Here is an 18,278-nt window from a genome sequence, read left to right as displayed (position 1 = left end):
TGGTTCACACCTTCGCCAAACGCATAAGATTAGTTCGCCTTCTCATTTGACAATCATTATCATTAAGCATAATTTGTTGCCCGATATGTAGGAGGCCTCAGCAGGGATGCCCTCCCCTAACCTATTCGCAGCAAGGTGATTTCCATGACGGAACCAGTATCCACAGGCAGGTGCGATTCACCCCTTCTCCAGGCGTTCGTCGACAATCGACTGATTCTGGTGAAGATCGCGGCCCGTATCACCGGGTGCCGTTCCCGCGCCGAAGACGTGGTGCAGGACGCCTACTTCCGGCTGCAGTCGGCGCCGACCATCACCTCATCGTTCAAGGCCCAACTGAGTTATCTGTTCCAGATCGTGCGCAACCTGGCGATCGATCATTACCGCAAGCAGGCCCTGGAGCTCAAATACTCCGGGACCGAAGAGGAAGGCTTGAATGTGGTTATTCACGGCGCTTCACCGGAAACCTCGCACATCAATTTCAACACCCTGGAAAACATCGCCGACGCCCTGACGCAACTGCCCCAGCGCACCCGCTACGCGTTCGAGATGTACCGCTTGCATGGCGTGCCGCAAAAAGACATCGCCAAGGAGCTTGGGGTGTCGCCGACGCTGGTGAACTTCATGATTCGCGACGCGCTGGTGCATTGCCGCAAGGTGTCGGGCAGTCATAGCGATACGTTTGCGCGGCGGGTTTAATGCAGCGCCGACATATGTGGGTAAGGGCTCCACGGAAACTACGATGCGAAGCGAGCCGCTCTTGATCTTGATCTGCTTGTGATCTTGATCTGCTTGTGATCTTGATCTGGCTTTTGATCTTAGGCGCCCCGTTAAACCACGCTGGCGGATTACGGGCACACCGAGCCTAGGCGAAGTGCCGAGTGGTGGGGCAAGAGCGTTTTGCTTACTTTTGCGCTTTTCAAAAGTGGGCCGCTGTAAAAGCGGAACCCTAAGTAGCCGTTACCGCAGGAATGGATATGTACACGGTCCAACTGTGTTGACTGTCAGGCCGTCTTCGCAGGCAAGCCAGCTCCCACATTGGATCGCGGGGCATCAGTTATATCTGTGTCGGCTGTCAGGCTGCCATCGCAGGCAAGCCAGCTCCCACAGTTGATCCCACTGAGCCCGAAGGATTTTACTTACTAAGACCTCAGGGCACCGGCGTCACATCAATACGATACGGCTCAAAAATCTTCAGCATCTGGCCACTGTCGCGCAGACGCTTGAGCAGTTCGGCAAACGCCGGACCAGTGATCGGTGCCTTGGGCCGCAACAACGCGTAGTGGTGATACACCTGGTCAATACGCTCCGACACCAAAAACTGCCCCGCCATGTCTGCGTTGCGCACCATGAAATCACTCAGGTACGAGCGGGTAACCAGCGCAATATCTGCACGCCCACGAGCAACCATCAGCAGATTACTGTCATGGGAGTAGGTCAACGTCGCGTTGAAACGCTCGGCCATGTTCTTGGGATCGGGATTGAAGTCAGCAAAGGCATAGTGATACCCGCTGAATACCGCCAGGCGCTTGCCGGTGAGGTCGGCAAAATAACTCTGGTCGCGACCGGGCTGACGCTGAGCGACAAAAATCTCCGCATCTTCCAGCCCCATATCAACACTGGTATGGGCAATATTCTGCCAACCCCAGGAGGGGTTTTCGAAGATCGCCATGTCGACCCGGCCTTGCTCGAAGTCGCGAAAACGCCGGGGGATCGAGGTAGGCACCACCACAAACTGGTAATCGGTTTGCGCAGCGTTCAACGCCTCGACCAATTGCGGCAGCAACCCGGTGTCGGCGCCTTGTTCAGGGCGCACGGTATAGGGCGGAAAATGCGCCGCGCCGACTCTCACCAACTGCGCGGCACCGGCCTGCGTCCACGCGGCGGTGCCCAGTGCCCATAAAGTAAGTCCTGCAGCCAGCCGCCATGGCGAAAACATCGAGGCACACACCGTTGAAGAGTTCAATGCCGATAAGCTAGGCGTTTTTACTGGGGGAGACAACTTTCGCCAGCAAATTAATAACTTGCGCCTCAGTCCGACTTCAGCACCATCAACAAGGCCTCTTCGGCCAACTCCTCAAGGGTCAGGCTGCCTTGGGCACGAAACCAGGTGGTGGTCCAGGATAAGGCCCCGGTGAGGAAGCGCCGGGTAATAAACACATCGCCCCGGATGTAGCCAGCGGCCTTGGCCTCGCCCAGTACCTGCAACCAGATCTGCTCATACACGTCACGCAGGGCCAGCACGTGCGCCTGGCCTTCGGCCGACAGCGAGCGCCATTCGTAGACCAGCACCGCCATGGCCTCGCCACTGCCGCCCATGATCGACTGCAACTCGCAGCGGATCAGCGCCAGCACGCGTTCGCGCACCGTGCTCGCCTCCTCCAGTGAAGCGCGCATCATCGCGGTGTTGTAATGGATGGTTTCCTCCATCACGGCACGCAATATCTCATCCTTGCTCTTGAAGTGATGAAAGATGCTGCCGGACTGGATGCCCACGGCGCTGGCCAGATCTCGCACGGTGGTGCGCTCGAAACCCTTGTTGCGAAACAGATGAGCCGCGGTTTGCAGCAACTTGCCGCGGGCGCTCTCGGGGTCGGTCAATTGGCCACTGTCGACCATGGTGCGCATCACCCCTAGGGCTTTGTGCTCATCCATGCTGCTCTCCTTCACGTCTACTGTCGTCTTGGCCGGCAATTTAGGCCGTGACTGCCACCCAAGCAAGCGCTTGGGTAAAACTTGTGACTGGAGTTTACAAACCAAGCGCTTGCTTGGTAGTCTCGACACCAGCCCTTGGAGGAAGGATTTCTCATGAGCAAGACGGTACGTATCGGCTGCGCCAGCGCCTTCTGGGGCGACACTTGCACCGCCGCCGCCCAATTGGTGCAGGGCGGTGCCTTGGATTACCTGGTGTTCGATTACCTGGCGGAAGTCAGCATGTCGATCCTCGCCGGTGCCCGCCTGAAAGACCCCAAGGCCGGTTACGCCACGGATTTTGTCGAGGTGCTGACACCCCTGCTGGCGGATATCCAGCGCCAGGGCATCCGGGTGATCAGCAATGCCGGTGGTATCAACCCCCAAGCCTGCGCCGCCGCCCTGCAAGCGGCCTGCGATAACGCGCACATCCCGCTGAAAATCGCCGTGTTGCTCGGCGATGACCTGCACCCTCAACTCAAACAGCTGCCACCTGTCACCGACCTGTACAACGGCGCTCCGCTGCCGCCCCTGTGCGTGTCCGCCAACGCCTACCTCGGCGCACCGGGCATTGCCCAGGCCCTGGGACTCGGCGCTGATATTGTCATCACCGGCCGGGTGGTCGATAGCGCAGTGGTCAGCGCGGCACTGGTGCATGAATTCAATTGGTCATGGCAGGACTACGATCACTTGGCCCAGGCCGCCCTGGCCGGGCATATCATCGAATGCGGCGCCCAATGCACCGGCGGAAACTTCACCGACTGGCGTGACGTGCCCGACTACGAACACATCGGCTTCCCTATCGTCGAAGTCAGCGCCGACGGCCAGTTCACCGTCAACAAGGTCGAAGGCAGCGGGGGGCTGATCAGCGAACTCAGCGTGGCCGAACAACTGCTGTATGAAATCGGTGACCCGCGCGCCTATGTGCTGCCGGACGTGATCTGCGATTTCAGCCAGGTCAAACTGCAGCAACAAGGCAAACACGCGGTGCGCCTGCACGGCGCCAAGGGCCTGCCACCCACCGACCAGTACAAGGTCAGCGCCACCTACCCCGATGGCTTTCGCTGCACCGCCAGTTGCCTGCTCGCTGGCATCGACGCGGTGGCCAAGGCCGAGCGGGTCAGCCAGGCGCTGATCAACAAGACTTCGGAGCTGTTCAGCCAGCGCGGCTGGGCGCCCTACACCGACGTCAACATCGAACTGCTCGGCAGCGAAGCCACCTACGGCGCCCACGCCCGGCGTGCGGATTGCCGCGAAGTGGTGGTGAAGCTGGCGGTGCGGCATCCGAACAAGCAGGCGCTGGTACTGTTCGCTCGCGAGATCGCCCAGGCGGCCACCGGCATGGCACCGGGGCTGACCGGCATTGTGGGCGGGCGGCCGACGGTGTATCCGCTGATTCGGCTGTTTTCGTTCCTGGTCGACAAATCACGGTGTAGCGTCGCCATCGAGTACCAAGGCCAACGTCATGCCGTCGAGCTGCCCGCCTCCGCGCCTCTGCTCACGCCGGCTGTGCCCATCGAGCCGGCCAAGCCGGAGGGCCGTGCCGATGCCAGTGTGCCGCTGGTGAAACTCGCCGTGGCGCGCTCAGGTGACAAGGGCAACCACAGCAATATCGGCGTGATCGCTCGCCACCCTGACTACCTGCCGTGGATCGCCGAAGCCCTGACCCCGGAGGTAATCGTCGACTGGATGGACCACGTGCTCGACCCGATCCATGGCCGCGTCGAACGCTGGTATTTGCCCGGCAGCCACAGCCTGAATTTCCTGCTGGAGAATGCCCTGGGCGGCGGCGGTATCGCCAGCCTGCGCATCGACCCGCAAGGCAAAGCCTTCGCTCAGCAACTGCTGGAAATCCCCATCGCCGTGCCGCAACACATTGCCGACCAACTCACCTAAAGGACCGTCGCCGTGGCCTTCGACTCGATCTTCAAAGCCGACCTGTTCAAGGGGCAAACCGTGATTGTCACCGGAGGCGGCAGTGGCATTGGCCGCTGCACCGCCCATGAGCTGGCGGCCCTTGGTGCCTGCGTGATCCTGGTGGGGCGCAAGCCAGAAAAACTGCAGAAGGTCGCGGCGGAAATTGCTGAAGATGGCGGCGTGGCCCATTGGCATGCCTGTGACATTCGTGAGGAAGAGGCGGTGAAAGCGCTGGTCACGCAGATCCTGCACGACCACGGCCCCATCCATGGCCTGGTGAATAACGCGGGCGGCCAATACCCGTCGCCACTGGCGGCGATCAATCAGAAGGGCTTTGAAACCGTACTGCGCACCAACCTGGTGGGCGGTTTCCTGATGGCGCGGGAAGTGTTCAACCAGTCGATGAGCAAGCACGGTGGCGCGATCGTCAACATGCTCGCCGACATGTGGGGCGGCATGCCCGGCATGGGCCACTCCGGCGCGGCGCGCTCCGGCATGGACAACTTCACCAAGACCGCCGCGTTTGAGTGGGGCTATGCCGGGGTGCGCGTCAACGCCGTGGCGCCTGGCTGGATTGCCTCCAGCGGCATGGACACCTACGAAGGCGCCTTCAAGGCGGTGATTCCCACCCTGCGTGAGCATGTGCCGCTCAAGCGCATCGGCACCGAATCGGAAGTCAGCGCGGCCATCGTCTTCCTGCTCAGCCCGGCTGCGGCCTTTATCAGCGGCAGCACCCTGCGCATCGACGGCGCCGCGAGCCTGGGCAGCCGCGCATGGCCGCTGCACAAGGCGCAGGCGCCAAGCGAGCCGTTCAATGGGTTCCACCGCGCCTATCTGCCGGATGTGCTCAAGGCGGAGCAATAACGCCATGCCAGTCATTGAAACCCTGATCGACCCTGACAGCCCAGCCTTCGCGCAAAACCGTGAAGCCATGCTGGCGTGCATCGCCCAACTGCGCCAACTGGAACACGCCCTGCTGGCCAAGGCCCAGGAAGCCAAGCCCAAGTTCGACAAGCGCGGCCAATTGCTGCCCCGTGAGCGCCTCAACCTGCTGCTGGACCCCGGCGCGCCGTTCCTGGAGCTGGCCAGCCTGGCCGGCTACAAGCTCCACGACGACAAGGACGGCAGCGCCGCCGGTGGCGGGCTGATCGCCGGCATCGGCTATGTCAGCGGCGTGCGCATGCTGGTGGTGGCCAACAACAGCGCGATCAAAGGCGGCACCATTTCCCCTTCCGGGCTGAAGAAATCCCTGCGCCTGCAACAGATCGCCATGGAAAACAAACTGCCGGTGGTGACCCTCGCCGAAAGCGGTGGCGCCAACCTCAACTATGCCGCCGAGATTTTCGTCGAAGGCGCGCGCAGCTTTGCCAACCAGGCCCGCATGTCCGCCATGGGCTTGCCGCAGGTTACCGTGGTGCACGGCTCGGCCACGGCCGGCGGTGCGTATCAGCCGGGCCTGTCGGATTACGTGGTGGTGGTGCGCGGCAAGGCCAAGCTGTTCCTCGCCGGGCCACCGTTGCTCAAGGCCGCCACTGGCGAAGTCGCCACCGATGAAGAACTGGGGGGTGCGCAGATGCACGCGCAAACCGCCGGCACCGCTGAGTACCTGGCCCAAGACGATGCCGACGGCGTGCGCATCGTGCGTGAAATTGTGGGCCTGCTGCCCTGGAATGATCGCTTGCCGCACGCACCACAACGCGCTTATCGCGAACCGCTGTATCCGATTGAAGAGCTGTTGGGGCTGATCCCCGATGACCCGAAAAAACCCTACGACGTGCGCGAGATCCTGGCGCGCCTGGCTGACGGTTCCAACCTGCTGGAATTCAAGGGCGAGTTCGACCCCCACACCGTCTGTGCCCATCTGCATATCCAGGGGCGCGCCGTGGGAGTGATCGGCAATAACGGCCCCATCACGCCGAAGGGCGCGAGCAAAGCCGCGCAGTTTATCCAGCTGTGCGACCAAAGCCGCACGCCGCTGCTGTTTTTGCACAACACCACCGGCTTCATGGTGGGCACCGAGTCGGAACAGCAAGGGGTAATCAAGCACGGCGCGAAGATGATCCAGGCGGTGGCCAATGCCCGGGTGCCTAAACTCACCATCGTGGTCGGTGGCTCCTACGGTGCCGGCAACTACGCCATGTGCGGCCGCGGCCTGGACCCGCGCTTTATCTTCGCCTGGCCCAACAGCCGCACGGCAGTGATGGGCGGCGCACAGGCCGGTAAGGTGCTGCGCATTGTCACCGAGGCCAAGCAACTCAAGGATGGCCTGGTGCCCGACCCCAAGGTGCTCGACATGCTCGAACAGGTCACCGCGCAGAAGCTCGACAGCCAGTCCACCGCCCTCTACGGCAGCGCCAACCTGTGGGACGACGGGCTGATTGATCCACGGGACACCCGCACCTTGCTCGGATTTTTGCTGGATATCTGTCACGAAGCCGAACTGCGGCAACTGCAACCGAACACCTTCGGCGTGGCGCGCTGATCATTCCCACGCTCCACGTGGGTGATCGTTCCCACGCTCCGCGTGGGAATGCAAACCAGGACGCTCCGCGTCCCAACAGGGAGAACAATAAAAATGATCTTCACCCAGGAACACCAGGAACTGCGCCGCACCGTGCGCGCCTTCGTCGACCGCGAGATCAACCCGCACGTGGATGAATGGGAAAAAGCCGGACGCTTTCCCATTCACGAGATCTTCCGCAAGGCCGGCGACCTCGGCCTGCTGGGCATTTCCAAACCGGAAAAATTCGGCGGCATGGGCCTGGACTACAGCTATTCCATCATCGCCGCCGAAGAGTTCGGCACCATCCGCTGCGGCGGCATCCCCATGTCCATTGGTGTGCAGACCGATATGTGCACCCCGGCCCTGGCGCGCTTCGGCTCCGATGAACTGCGCGAAGAGTTCCTGCGCCCGGCCATCAGCGGCGAACAGGTCGGCTGCATCGGTGTCTCGGAAACCGGTGCCGGCTCCGACGTGGCCGGGCTCAAGACCCATGCGCGCAAGGATGGCGACGACTATGTGATCAATGGCAGCAAGATGTGGATCACCAATTCGCCCAGCGCCGACTTCATCTGCCTGCTCGCCAACACCTCGGACGACAAGCCGCATATCAACAAATCCCTGATCATGGTGCCGATGAACAGCCCCGGCATCAGCGTCAGCCCGCCGTTGGAAAAACTCGGCATGCACAGCTCCGAGACCGCCCAGGTGTTTTTCGACGACGTGCGCGTGCCGCAACGCAACCGCATCGGCCACGAAGGCGCGGGCTTCATGATGCAGATGTTGCAGTTCCAGGAGGAACGCCTGTTTGGCGCGGCCAATATGATCAAGGGCCTGGAGTACTGCATCGACAGCACCATCGAATACTGCAAGGAGCGCCAGACCTTCGGCAAGGCGTTGATCGACAACCAGGTGATCCACTTTCGCCTGGCGGAACTGGCCACCGAAATCGAATGCCTGCGCGCCTTGGTCTACCAGGCCACCGAGCAATACATCAAAGGCCAGGACGTCACGCGGCTGGCCTCCATGGCCAAGCTCAAGGCCGGGCGCCTGGGCCGTGAGGTCAGCGACAGTTGCCTGCAATATTGGGGCGGCATGGGCTTCATGTGGGACAACCCGGTGGCCCGCGCCTATCGCGACGTGCGCCTGGTGTCGATTGGCGGCGGTGCCGACGAAATCATGCTGGGCATCATCTGCAAACTGATGGGCACCCTGCCCGGTAAAAAGCCATGAACACCTTGCTGCTCGAAGCCCACAACGGCGTGCTCCACGTCACCCTCAACCGGCCTGAATGCCGCAATGCGATGAGCCTTGAAATGGTCAATGAGCTGCGTGCGGTACTGGCGCAGTTGGACAGCCAGGTGCGCGCCGTGGTGATCAGCGGCGCGGGCGGGCATTTTTGCGCGGGGGCCGATGTGAAGGATCTGGTCGGCGCGGGGGATCAACTGCAAGCGTTGAACCGCGCGTTTGGGACCTTGCTGCAAGAGGTGGAGGCGCTGGCGCAGGTGGTGATCGTGGTGCTGCAAGGCGCGGTGCTGGGCGGTGGGTTCGGGCTGGCGTGCGTGAGTGATATTGCGATTGCACAGGGCCAGGCGCAATTCGGCTTGCCGGAAACCCGCCTGGGCTTGTTGCCGGCGCAGATTGCGCCCTTTGTGGTCAAGCGTATTGGCCTTACCCACACGCGGCGCCTGGCGCTGACAGCGGCGCGGTTTGATGGGGTGGAGGCTGGGCGGCTGGGTGTGGTGCATTTTGTCGAGCACGACTCCCAGGCATTGGCGCAGCGTGTGGATGAGGTCTTGGGGCAGGTGTTGCAGTGCGCGCCGGGGGCAAATGCGCGAACCAAAGCCTTGTTGTTGGCCAGTGTGGATGAGCCCCTTCAGACCGTGCTGGATCGCGGGGCGCAGTGGTTTGCCGAGGCGGTGAGGAGTGAGGAAGGGGTTGAGGGGACGCAGGCGTTTGTGCAGAAGCGAAAGCCGAGTTGGTGCAAATGACGCCTTCGCGAGCAAGCCCGCTCCCACATTTGAAATGCATTCCAACCTGTGGGAGCGGGCTTGCTCGCGAAGAGGCCAGAACAAACACCCCATCAGCCAAGGGATAACCCAATGCCCGCATTCAGCAAGATCCTGATCGCCAACCGCGGCGAAATCGCCTGCCGCATCCAGCGCACTGCCCAGGCCCTCGGCTACCGCACCGTGGCCGTGTACAGCGACGCGGATACCGACGCCCTGCACGTGCAGATGGCCGATGAAGCCGTACACATCGGCCCGGCGCCCGTCCACCAGTCCTACCTGAACACAGAGGCCATCCTCGCCGCCGCCCAGCTGACCGGCGCCGACGCCATTCACCCCGGCTACGGTTTCCTCTCGGAAAACCCCGACTTCGCCCGCGCCTGCCAGCAGGCCACTCTCACCTTCATCGGCCCCAGCGTCGAGGCGATCGAACTGATGGGCAGCAAACGCCTGGCTAAACTCGCCATGCTCGACGCCGGCGTACCTTGCATCGCCGGCTACCAAGGCAGTGCCCAGGACGATGCCACCCTGCAACAGGAAGCCGAACGCATCGGCTTCCCACTGATGATCAAGGCCAGCGCCGGTGGCGGTGGGCGTGGCATGCGCCTGGTGCATCAGCGCGAACAGCTGCTGGAGCAACTGCGCACCGCACGCTCGGAAGCCATGAATGCGTTCGGCAGCGACGAGCTGATCCTCGAACAGGCGCTAATCGACCCGCGCCACGTGGAAGTGCAACTGTTCGGCGACAGCCATGGCAACCTCATCTACCTCGGCGAGCGCGACTGTTCGATCCAGCGCCGCCATCAGAAAGTCATTGAAGAAGCGCCCTGCTCCGTGATGACGGCCGATCTGCGCCAGGCCATGGGCGAAGCCGCGCTCAAGGCGGGGCGGGCGGTGAACTATGTAGGTGCCGGCACCGTGGAGTTTCTGCTCGACCGCAACGGCCAGTTTTATTTCCTGGAAATGAACACGCGCCTGCAAGTCGAACACCCCGTCACCGAGATGATTACCGGCCTCGACCTGGTGGACTGGCAGTTGCAGATCGCCGCCGGCCAACCGCTGCCACTCACCCAATCACAGGTGACCCTGACCGGCCACGCCATGGAAGTGCGCCTGTACGCCGAAGACCCGGCCCAGGGTTTCCTGCCGCAAACCGGTGACGTGTTGCGTTGGGAACCAGCCCCCGGCGTACGCATCGACCATGGATTGCTTGAAGGCCAAACCGTCAGCCCGTTCTACGACCCAATGCTGGGCAAGATCATCGCCCACGGCGCCAGCCGCGAAGAAGCCCGGCGAAAACTGCTGCGGGCCGTGGAAGACAGTGTATTACTGGGGGTAGCGACCAATCAGCGCTTGCTCATCGACCTGCTCAAGCACCCGGACTTTATCAACGGCGACTTCAGCACGGGCTTGATCGCCGAACACTTCAGCGTCATCTCACAGCAGACGGCGACCGCTGAACAGCTCTCGCTGGCCGCCGCGCTGTTTTATCAACACAGCGCCAACCAGCACCCCCAAACACTCGCGCGCTGGCGCAACACGGCGAGTGTCCCCGCCACGTACCGCCTGGAGGTCAACGGCCAACTCCACAGTGTCAGCGTTGACGACCTGCAACTCACCACCGACGGCCGCCACGCCAGCCTGGTCATCAACGGTATCCGCCGCCGCATCGCCTATCACCTGGACGGCAACCGGCTATGGCTGCCAGGGCTGACCGTCACCGACCGCACCCAGCAAGTCGCCAGCCGCCAGGCCGACGCCAGCAGCGGCACGGTCCAGGCGCCCATGGACGGCGCAATCGTCGATATACGGGTGTGCGTCGGTGAGGCCGTCAGCAAAGGCCAACTGTTGCTGGTGCTCGAAGCGATGAAAATGGAGCACCCGTTGAAGGCCGGCATCGATGGCACCGTCAAGGAGATGCGCGTCATGACGGGCGATCAGGTGCGCAACCGTCAGGTTTTGCTGGAGATCGAATAACGCCCCTAGGCGGAACTACAGGGCCGGGCTACGCTCTATCCCCATCAGGAAGGGACGAGTACGGGAACCTGCACATGCCTCATTGGCTGATTATTGACCTTGAAGCCACAACGGATGACGGCGGCTGGCCCGTGACGGAGATGGAAGTCATCGAGATCGGTGCCAGCCTGGTCAACCGCCAGGGCCGCGAACTGGACCACTTCCAGCGCTTTGTGCGGCCCTTGCGCCGGCCATTGCTGACACCCTTTTGCCGCAAACTCACCCATATCACCCAGGCCAATATCGACATGGCCGCGCCGATCACCGAGGTGTGGCCGCTGTTCGAGCGCTGGCTGGGCCAACATCAGCCACGCCTGGAAGGCTGGGCCAGCTGGGGTGACTATGATCGCGTGCAGCTTGAGCTGGAGTGGCAGCGCCATGGCCTCGCCAGCGCCTTGGGCGACACGCCGCATGTGAACCTCAAGCAACGCTTTGCCAAGGCCCGGCGCCTGGACAAGCCGCTGGGGCTCAATGGTGCGCTGCAATTGGCCGGAATGCAGTTCAATGGCCAGCAGCATCGCGCCCTGGAGGATGCACGCAACACCGCGCGCCTGCTGCCACTGATTTTGCCGGTCTAGGCAGCGCTTGCAGCCTTGGGCATACTGGCCAGCCAATTTCCGTTGATGCTGCCCACCTGTAGGAGCGAGCTTGCTCGCGAAGGTCGCCAACGATAACGCAGCGCCTCAGCTTTAACGCGGTGTTCTCAGGTTTTTCGCGAGCAAGCTCGCTCCTACAGTGGTTGGCGTAAGTCTTGACCTTTTTCCGAGGATTCACCCATGTTCAAAGTCAACGAGTACTTCGACGGCACCGTCAAGTCGATCGCTTTCGGCACCGCAGAAGGGCCGGCGACCATCGGCGTGATGGCTCCGGGTGAATACGAATTCGGCACCGCCCAACGTGAAATCATGCACGTGGTCTCCGGCGCCCTGACCGTGAAGCTGCCTGACAGCAGCGACTGGGAAACCTTCGCCGCCGGCAGTCAGTTCCACGTACCGGCCAACAGCAAGTTCCAATTGAAGGTTGCGGTGGACACCGCCTACCTGTGTGAATACCGCGGCTAAGCGGTACCCGGCACACAAAAAAGCCCGTCTCCCACCAGACGGGCTTTTTTTATTCCAACACCGTTACCGGCATGCCGACTTCCAGGCGCCCGATGCCATCGTTGACCAGGTTCTGGCCGAACATCGCGCCCTTTTCGGTCTTGCGGTAGGTTTCCAGTGTCGTGAAGGGCTCGCGATCGGGGCTGCGCTCACCGGTCTGGGGGTCGATGGTGGTGAGGATGCACCGCGAACACGGCTTGACCACCCGAAACTCCATATCGCCGATGCGCAAGCGCTTCCAGCCGTCTTCGGCGAAGGCCTCGGCGCCTTCGATGACCAGGTTGGGACGAAAACGCAGCATCTCCATCGGGCGGCCGATCTTTACACACAAGTCGTCGAGGGAGCCCTGGCCGATCAACAGCAACGGGTAGCCGTCAGCGAAGCCGACCTTGTCGTCATCCTTGCCATAACCGGCTTCGGTGGTGCGCGCACGTTCCAGGGGCAGTTGCACCAGGCGCGTTGGCTTGCCAATGAACGCGCTGACCCAGGCCGCGGCCTCATCGCCAGCATCCGGCACGCGCAGAGTGTCACGCCAAATGGTCACACCGCGCAGTTCGCTGGCGCTGCCCGGCAACGCTACATCCAGCGGCGCGTAGCCCGGCGAGCTCAGGGTGAGGCCCCCGCTGCTGTTCCATAACGCCGAGAGCTGGCTCATCTTCGCCACGGCCCGCTGCGTCAGGAACCGCCCGCTGGCTTCATCCACCAGCATCCAGCGTCGATCCCCGTCCAACCCGAGTTTATCCAGCCCAATCTGCTGCAAAGTTTCGGCCTTGCCGGACTTCAAGGGGTAACGGTACAACGCGCTGAGACGCAGCATGGGCCTGCCTTCCTAGGAAACAAAGTGTCATCCTAAAGTCAGGCGGGCATTTCGTCCAACATCAGTCGCTGGCGCACCACGTCCACCAGCTTGTCCGGCTGGAATTTGGAGAGGAAATTGTCGCAGCCGACCTTCTTGACCATCGAATCATTGAAGCTGCCCGACAGCGAGGTGTGCATCACCACGTACAGACCGCGCAGGCGTGGGTCGTTGCGGATCTCGGTGGTGAGGCGGTAGCCATCCATCTCGGGCATTTCAGCGTCGGTAAAGATCATCAGCAGTTTGTCGGTCATGACCTGGCCACTGTCAGCCCAGGCCTTGAGCATGTTCAGTGCCTTGAGGCCGTCGCTGGCAATGTGCATCTTCACACCCAACTGGCCCAGGGTGTCACGCAGCTGCGACAACGCCACGTTGGAGTCATCCACCAGCAGCACTTCGCGGCCACGGGCACGCTCCAGCACCGGGTCTTCAAGTTTGTCCCGGGAGACCTTGGCGTTGTAGGGCACGATCTCGGCGAGGACTTTTTCCACGTCGATGATTTCCACCAGTTGCTCATCGACCTTGCTGATGGCGGTGAGGTAGTGCTGGCGACCGGCGCTGGCCGGCGGCGGCAGGATGGCTTCCCAGTTCATGTTGACGATGCGGTCGACACCGCCCACCAGGAACGCCTGCACCGAGCGATTATATTCGGTGACGATAATGGTGCTGTTGGGGCCCGGCACCAAAGGACGCATACCGATGGCCTGGGACAGGTCGATCACCGGCAGGGTCTGGCCACGCAGGTTGACCACCCCACACACGAACGGGTGGCGCTGGGGCATCAGGGTCAGCTTGGGCAACTGCAGCACTTCCTGCACTTTGAACACGTTGATCGCGAACAACTGCCGTCCGAAGAGGCGGAACATGAGAATTTCCAGGCGATTCTCACCCACCAATTGTGTGCGTTGATCTACCGTGTCGAGAATGCCGGCCATTAAAAGCTCCTGGTGTACACGCCGCAGGCGCGTTGAAAGGGTGTGCAACTGTATAAGCACGTTATCGGCGGCAAGCGCCGGACCTTGACCCGAATAAAATGCCATGTAAATCCATTGATGTCACACTGACATCATGCTTTACTGCCTAGGCCCCTGATGCTCTTTCAAGCCGCCTTGCGCGACAGTCGAATTGACGTGCAGTTCCACCACATAGGGGATTCCCCTATGCGCAATCAGGCCCAACCTGATATTCGCGATATCTAATAGCCATTAATGTGACGCCATTCTCATTGCATGAATGGAGTCAGGCTTTTGTTTGCCATCCCCAGCCCTTGGCCCACGGGCCTTTCAGGCACTCACGTATCGGCAACTGAAGTCGTGTCATCCCGTACAACCGGGGCTACATACGACTTTCGTGAGCACTTCGCTAAACGTCCTACTGGATTATCAGAATCGACCTACAAGTCCGAGCCGTATTTCAGCGCTAGTTTTACGTCATTCACCCGGTGCGACATCTCATCATCCGACCCTACGTTGCGGAGACCTGCATGATGAACGACGGTAACGAGTGGCAATCTGCACTTCCCGAGTTCCTGCACGAGGCTGAAAAGCTGCTGATCAGGTCAGAAGAGTGCTTGAACCACCTGCATTTGATTCGAAACGACAGTGACGCTATCGACTGCATGAAAGCCAGCCTGAACAAGCTCGCCGAGAGCGCAGACTGTCTCGCATTGCAGGCCATTAGCGAGTTCTCTCGGCAGATTCAATACTTGATTGCCAATGCCGTGAGCCCGGTGCAATTGCATGACCAGGCGCTGCATGCCTTGCATGACTGCTTGACGCTACTGGCCTGGCAACTGGAACTGATCGATATCCGTACTGGCAAGCTTAGTCTGGATGAAGAAGAGCAATCGTCGCTGATTGAGGCGGTCAGCTTGCAGATCCCGCAAAAAGCCCCCCAATACACTCCGCAGCATGATCGGCGCGCACAATAAATATCAATTAGCTATCAATGCAATAACGATACAAACCAACTTTGTTAATACAACTTTCCATGTTGAACTCTGGGGTGCCTGCCCAGAGTATTCGCGTGGGCCATAAACCCAATCAGACGACCAACGCTAATAGGGGTGTTACTATGCACCCCCCGAAGTGATTTAACTTCAACAGGCTTAAAAACGATTTGGCAGCGCACTCCAAACAGAGCCCGGTCAACCGGCCTCCCCGCAGTGAACCCTCATTGGCTCCATCCGCTATGTACGCCAGTTTCAAGTCACTTATCGCCAGGTCCGTGTCCCCCGGCCACGCGCGCCGCCTTACCCTTTCGCTATGCCTGTGCTCGTTGGTGGCGAGCCTGTGGGTCTATCTGCTGGACGCGCCACTGCCGTTGCTGATCGTGCTGCTCAACCTCGCCACGCTGATGGTGGTCGGGCTGCAACAGTGGCGTTCGCGCACAGCCATCAAGTTCGAGCCTCAGGAACTGGCCGCCCGCTTATTGCAAGTTCAGGAGAACGAACGTCACCGACTCAGCCGCGAACTGCATGACGACATCGGCCAGCTACTGACAGCCGCCAAGCTGCAAAGTGAATGGCTGCAGCGCCGCCTGCCCCAGGATCTGCAAAACCATTGTTCGGTGCTGTGCAATACGCTCAATGAAACCCTGGCCAAGGTGCGTGACGTCTGCGCCATCCTCAACCCGCGCCAACTGACCAGCCTGGGCCTGGAAGCCAGCCTGCGCGCGCACCTGCTCAAGACCCTGGAAAACACCCAGGTGTGCTGGAGCCTGGAGTGCCAGCAACGGCTCACCGGCATCCCCGAAGAAATGGCCGTGGCGGCCTTTCGCGTCACTCAGGAAGCGGTGACCAACATGCTTCGCCATGCAAAGGCTCGCAACCTGCTGGTGCGTCTGCAACGCCTGCCTGAAGGCTTGTCGTTGATAATCTGCGATGACGGCCAGGGGTTCTTGCCTGCCCCCGATCCGGGCCGGGAAGGCCAACGGGGCATGGCCGGTATGTGCGAACGAACACACCAACTGGGAGGCACCTTTTCCGTCAGCAGCGAGCCCGGCAAAGGTACACGCATCAACGCACTTTTCCCTTGGGCGCCCCGCGCTCTCGAACGGGCCAGCGCCCCTAAGGTTCTCGAGTGACCTGCAATTTACTCTTGGTAGACGACCATGCACTGATTCGCGCCGGCGTGCGCGCGCTGATTCTGGATATTCCCGGCTACAGCGTCATCGGCGAAGCAAGCGATGGCGCGCAACTACTGGAGCAATACAGTGCCTTGCAGCCAGATATCGTGCTGCTCGACCTGTCGATGAAGCACACCGGCGGGCTGGATGCCTTGCAGCAACTCAAGCGTTTTTACCCCACGTGCAAGGTGCTGATTCTGTCGATGCACACCGAGCCGGACCTGATCATGCGCGCACTGGAGTCCGGTGCCCACGGCTACCTGCTCAAGGACACCACCGCCAACGAGCTGGAACATGCCCTGCTGGCCCTGCGTAACAACGAACGCTACCTGAGCCCCGCCATCGCCCACACAGTGATCAACCAGGCGCTGATCCGTAGCCAGGCCCCCAGCGCGCCTGTCGCCCACAGCCACAGCCTGACGGCGCGGCAACTGGAAATCCTGCGCTTGATCGTGCGCGGCAAATCCACCCGGGAAATTGCCCACGGCCTGGGCCTGAGCATCAAGACTGTCGAAGCCCACCGCTCGCAGATCATGAAGCGCTTGCAGATTTTTGACGTGGCGGGCCTGGTGTTATTTGCCGTGCGTGAGCAGATCATCAGCCTGGACGACTAACGGCGAACCCAGCGGCAAGTGCACGCGCAGGGCCTTGGGCAGCGCTTCGAAGTGCAGGTCGTCGCCTTCCAGCGGCTCGCCGTCGAGGTTGATGTACAAGCCTTGTGCGACCTTGATCTTCACCCACGGCAGGCGTGCGCGCACGAACATGGTGTCCAGGCCCCAGCCGTTGTTCATCAACTCACGCAACGTGCCGACCACCTCTTGAGGCGCCGGCAAGATGCTGACATCCAACAGCCCGTCATCAGCCAATGCACCGGGGCACAGCACATGCCCGCCACCGGCCTGGCGACCGTTACCGATGCCCAGCGCGAGCAACTCGCCTTTCCAATGGAAATCCGGGCCTTCCAATTCACCGTAGGCGGCTTTCAATTCACTGAAGCGGGTTAAACCGGTAAACAGGTACGCGGCACCGCCCAGGACCTTCTTCAGGTCTTCGGACGTGTTGGCCGTGACCTGGCTGCCAAAACCACCGGTGGCCATGTTCAGGAAGATTTGCCCACCGACCTGGCCCAGGTCAATCGTCTTGGGCGGCACGTCCAGCAAAGCCAGGGCGCCAGCCGGCTCCAACGGCACGCCGGCGGCCTTGGCGAAATCATTGGCGGTACCCAGGGGCATCAGCACCAGGCTGGCGTCGGTGTTGGCATGGGCCATGGCTTCGGCCACATCGCGCAAGGTGCCGTCGCCACCGCCGGCAATGATATGGGTGTACCCCTCGGCCAGCGCTTCATTGACCAGTCGCCGGGCATCACCGCCCTCCCACGTCACCCGCACGGCCAGCTCCCCACCCTGCTCACGCCGGGCCAGCACGGCAGCGCGCACATCCTCGTTGAGGGCTTGTTTGCCGTGAAGGATCAACAGGGCTTTGGGGGCGGTCATTTGGGAGAATCTCCTGGGTCAAGGTGCTTGAAGGATGTTGACCTTTGGGGAACAGGAAAAGTCTGTGGCTGGAGAAAATTGATTGAAGTACACAGATCAAGAAGTGGGAGCTGGCTTGCCTGCGATGGCGGCGGTTCAATCGACAAAGACCTCAAATCTGCCACCCAACGGTAACCACGATGCGAAGCGAGCCGCTCTTGATCTTGATCTTGCTCTGCTTTTGATCTCAGGCGCCCCGTTAAACCACGCTGGCCGAACGCAGGCTTGAATTCGTGGGTAACCCGGCAGGACGCCGGGTTAGCCGCCCCGCGCCATGGATGGCGCGTGGCGGCGGCCCACGGATTCAAGCCTGTGTTCGGGCACACCGAGCCTAAGCGAGGTGCCGAGTGGTGGGGCAAGAGCGCTTTGCTTACTTTCGCGCTTTTCGAAAGTGAGCCGCCGTCAGGGCGGAACCCTAAGTGGCCGTTACCGCAGGAATGGATATGTACTCGGTATAACTGCGTCGCCTGTCAGGCCGCCTTCGCGAGCAAGCCCGCTCCCACAGTTGGATTGTGGGGTGTCAGGCAGAGAGGT

17 protein-coding genes are annotated in these 18,278 nt (G+C 61.3%); 12 read left to right on the top strand and 5 right to left on the bottom strand.

Features of this window, described 5'->3' with window-relative positions; genetic code table 11:
- Nucleotides 1-144: 144 nt before the first annotated feature.
- On the top strand, nt 145-696 hold the full coding sequence (locus tag BMH52_RS01535; RefSeq protein WP_014719314.1) for an RNA polymerase factor sigma-70: 552 nt from the start codon (nt 145-147) through the stop codon (nt 694-696).
- A gap of 451 nt (nt 697-1,147) precedes the next feature.
- Here the strand turns inward: BMH52_RS01535 and BMH52_RS01530 are convergent, their stop codons facing one another.
- Complete coding sequence (locus BMH52_RS01530; protein ID WP_073842736.1) at nt 1,148-1,936, bottom strand: ABC transporter substrate-binding protein; 789 nt, start codon at nt 1,934-1,936, stop codon at nt 1,148-1,150.
- Nucleotides 1,937-2,028: 92 nt separating this feature from the next.
- Nucleotides 2,029-2,652: a TetR/AcrR family transcriptional regulator gene (locus tag BMH52_RS01525; RefSeq protein ID WP_014719316.1), complete on the bottom strand. Its 624-nt coding sequence runs from the start codon at nt 2,650-2,652 to the stop codon at nt 2,029-2,031.
- 153 nt (nt 2,653-2,805) lie between these two features.
- Between BMH52_RS01525 and BMH52_RS01520 the strand changes: the two genes are divergently transcribed.
- The 8 genes from BMH52_RS01520 to BMH52_RS01485 all read left to right on the top strand — a co-directional run bounded on the left by BMH52_RS01520 (nt 2,806) and on the right by BMH52_RS01485 (nt 12,191).
- The gene (locus BMH52_RS01520; RefSeq protein ID WP_073842734.1) at nt 2,806-4,584 is read left to right on the top strand and encodes an acyclic terpene utilization AtuA family protein; all 1,779 of its coding nucleotides are present in this window, start codon (nt 2,806-2,808) and stop codon (nt 4,582-4,584) included.
- A gap of 12 nt (nt 4,585-4,596) precedes the next feature.
- Nucleotides 4,597-5,469, top strand: coding sequence for an SDR family oxidoreductase (locus tag BMH52_RS01515; protein ID WP_073454665.1), 873 nt, complete (start codon nt 4,597-4,599; stop codon nt 5,467-5,469).
- Between the two features lie 4 nt (nt 5,470-5,473).
- Complete coding sequence (gene atuC, locus BMH52_RS01510; protein WP_073842732.1) at nt 5,474-7,087, top strand: geranyl-CoA carboxylase subunit beta; 1,614 nt, start codon at nt 5,474-5,476, stop codon at nt 7,085-7,087.
- Between the two features lie 93 nt (nt 7,088-7,180).
- A complete protein-coding gene (atuD, locus tag BMH52_RS01505; protein WP_038451036.1) occupies nt 7,181-8,338 on the top strand; it encodes a citronellyl-CoA dehydrogenase in 1,158 nt (385 codons plus the stop codon).
- A complete protein-coding gene (locus BMH52_RS01500) occupies nt 8,335-9,096 on the top strand; it encodes an enoyl-CoA hydratase/isomerase family protein (protein WP_073842730.1) in 762 nt (253 codons plus the stop codon). Before atuD ends, BMH52_RS01500 begins: the two co-directional genes overlap by 4 nt.
- Nucleotides 9,097-9,207: 111 nt before the next feature.
- Nucleotides 9,208-11,091 (top strand): acetyl/propionyl/methylcrotonyl-CoA carboxylase subunit alpha, encoded by a 1,884-nt coding sequence (locus BMH52_RS01495; RefSeq protein ID WP_073842728.1) that lies wholly within the window; start codon nt 9,208-9,210, stop codon nt 11,089-11,091.
- 74 nt (nt 11,092-11,165) lie between these two features.
- Nucleotides 11,166-11,708 (top strand): exonuclease domain-containing protein, encoded by a 543-nt coding sequence (locus BMH52_RS01490; RefSeq protein WP_019818536.1) that lies wholly within the window; start codon nt 11,166-11,168, stop codon nt 11,706-11,708.
- Nucleotides 11,709-11,906: 198 nt separating this feature from the next.
- On the top strand, nt 11,907-12,191 hold the full coding sequence (locus tag BMH52_RS01485; RefSeq protein WP_014719324.1) for a pyrimidine/purine nucleoside phosphorylase: 285 nt from the start codon (nt 11,907-11,909) through the stop codon (nt 12,189-12,191).
- A 49-nt stretch (nt 12,192-12,240) separates the two neighbouring features.
- On the opposite strand, the gene BMH52_RS01480 is transcribed toward BMH52_RS01485, so the two are convergent.
- Nucleotides 12,241-13,047, bottom strand: coding sequence for an MOSC domain-containing protein (locus BMH52_RS01480; protein WP_014719325.1), 807 nt, complete (start codon nt 13,045-13,047; stop codon nt 12,241-12,243).
- Nucleotides 13,048-13,085: 38 nt separating this feature from the next.
- A complete protein-coding gene (locus tag BMH52_RS01475; protein ID WP_073842726.1) occupies nt 13,086-14,021 on the bottom strand; it encodes a chemotaxis protein CheV in 936 nt (311 codons plus the stop codon).
- 548 nt (nt 14,022-14,569) lie between these two features.
- Between BMH52_RS01475 and BMH52_RS01470 the strand changes: the two genes are divergently transcribed.
- From BMH52_RS01470 to BMH52_RS01460, 3 genes are all read left to right on the top strand, one after another.
- A complete protein-coding gene (locus BMH52_RS01470; protein WP_014719326.1) occupies nt 14,570-15,016 on the top strand; it encodes a hypothetical protein in 447 nt (148 codons plus the stop codon).
- Nucleotides 15,017-15,276: 260 nt separating this feature from the next.
- A complete protein-coding gene (locus BMH52_RS01465; protein ID WP_072433707.1) occupies nt 15,277-16,170 on the top strand; it encodes a sensor histidine kinase in 894 nt (297 codons plus the stop codon).
- Nucleotides 16,167-16,826 carry a response regulator transcription factor gene (locus BMH52_RS01460; RefSeq protein ID WP_014719328.1) on the top strand — a complete coding sequence of 220 codons (660 nt, stop codon included), beginning with the start codon at nt 16,167-16,169 and terminating at the stop codon, nt 16,824-16,826. Before BMH52_RS01465 ends, BMH52_RS01460 begins: the two co-directional genes overlap by 4 nt.
- Here BMH52_RS01460 and yegS read toward each other — a convergent pair.
- The gene (yegS, locus tag BMH52_RS01455) at nt 16,785-17,705 is read right to left on the bottom strand and encodes a lipid kinase YegS (RefSeq protein ID WP_073842724.1); all 921 of its coding nucleotides are present in this window, start codon (nt 17,703-17,705) and stop codon (nt 16,785-16,787) included. The genes BMH52_RS01460 and yegS overlap by 42 nt on opposite strands.
- Nucleotides 17,706-18,278: the final 573 nt, after the last annotated feature.

The organism is Pseudomonas sp. BTN1 (genome assembly GCF_001907715.1).
Taxonomy (GTDB): Bacteria; Pseudomonadota; Gammaproteobacteria; order Pseudomonadales; family Pseudomonadaceae; genus Aquipseudomonas; species Aquipseudomonas paracarnis.
Note: the sequence above shows the minus strand (reverse complement) of the source record. Positions and strands in the feature narration are given on the sequence as shown.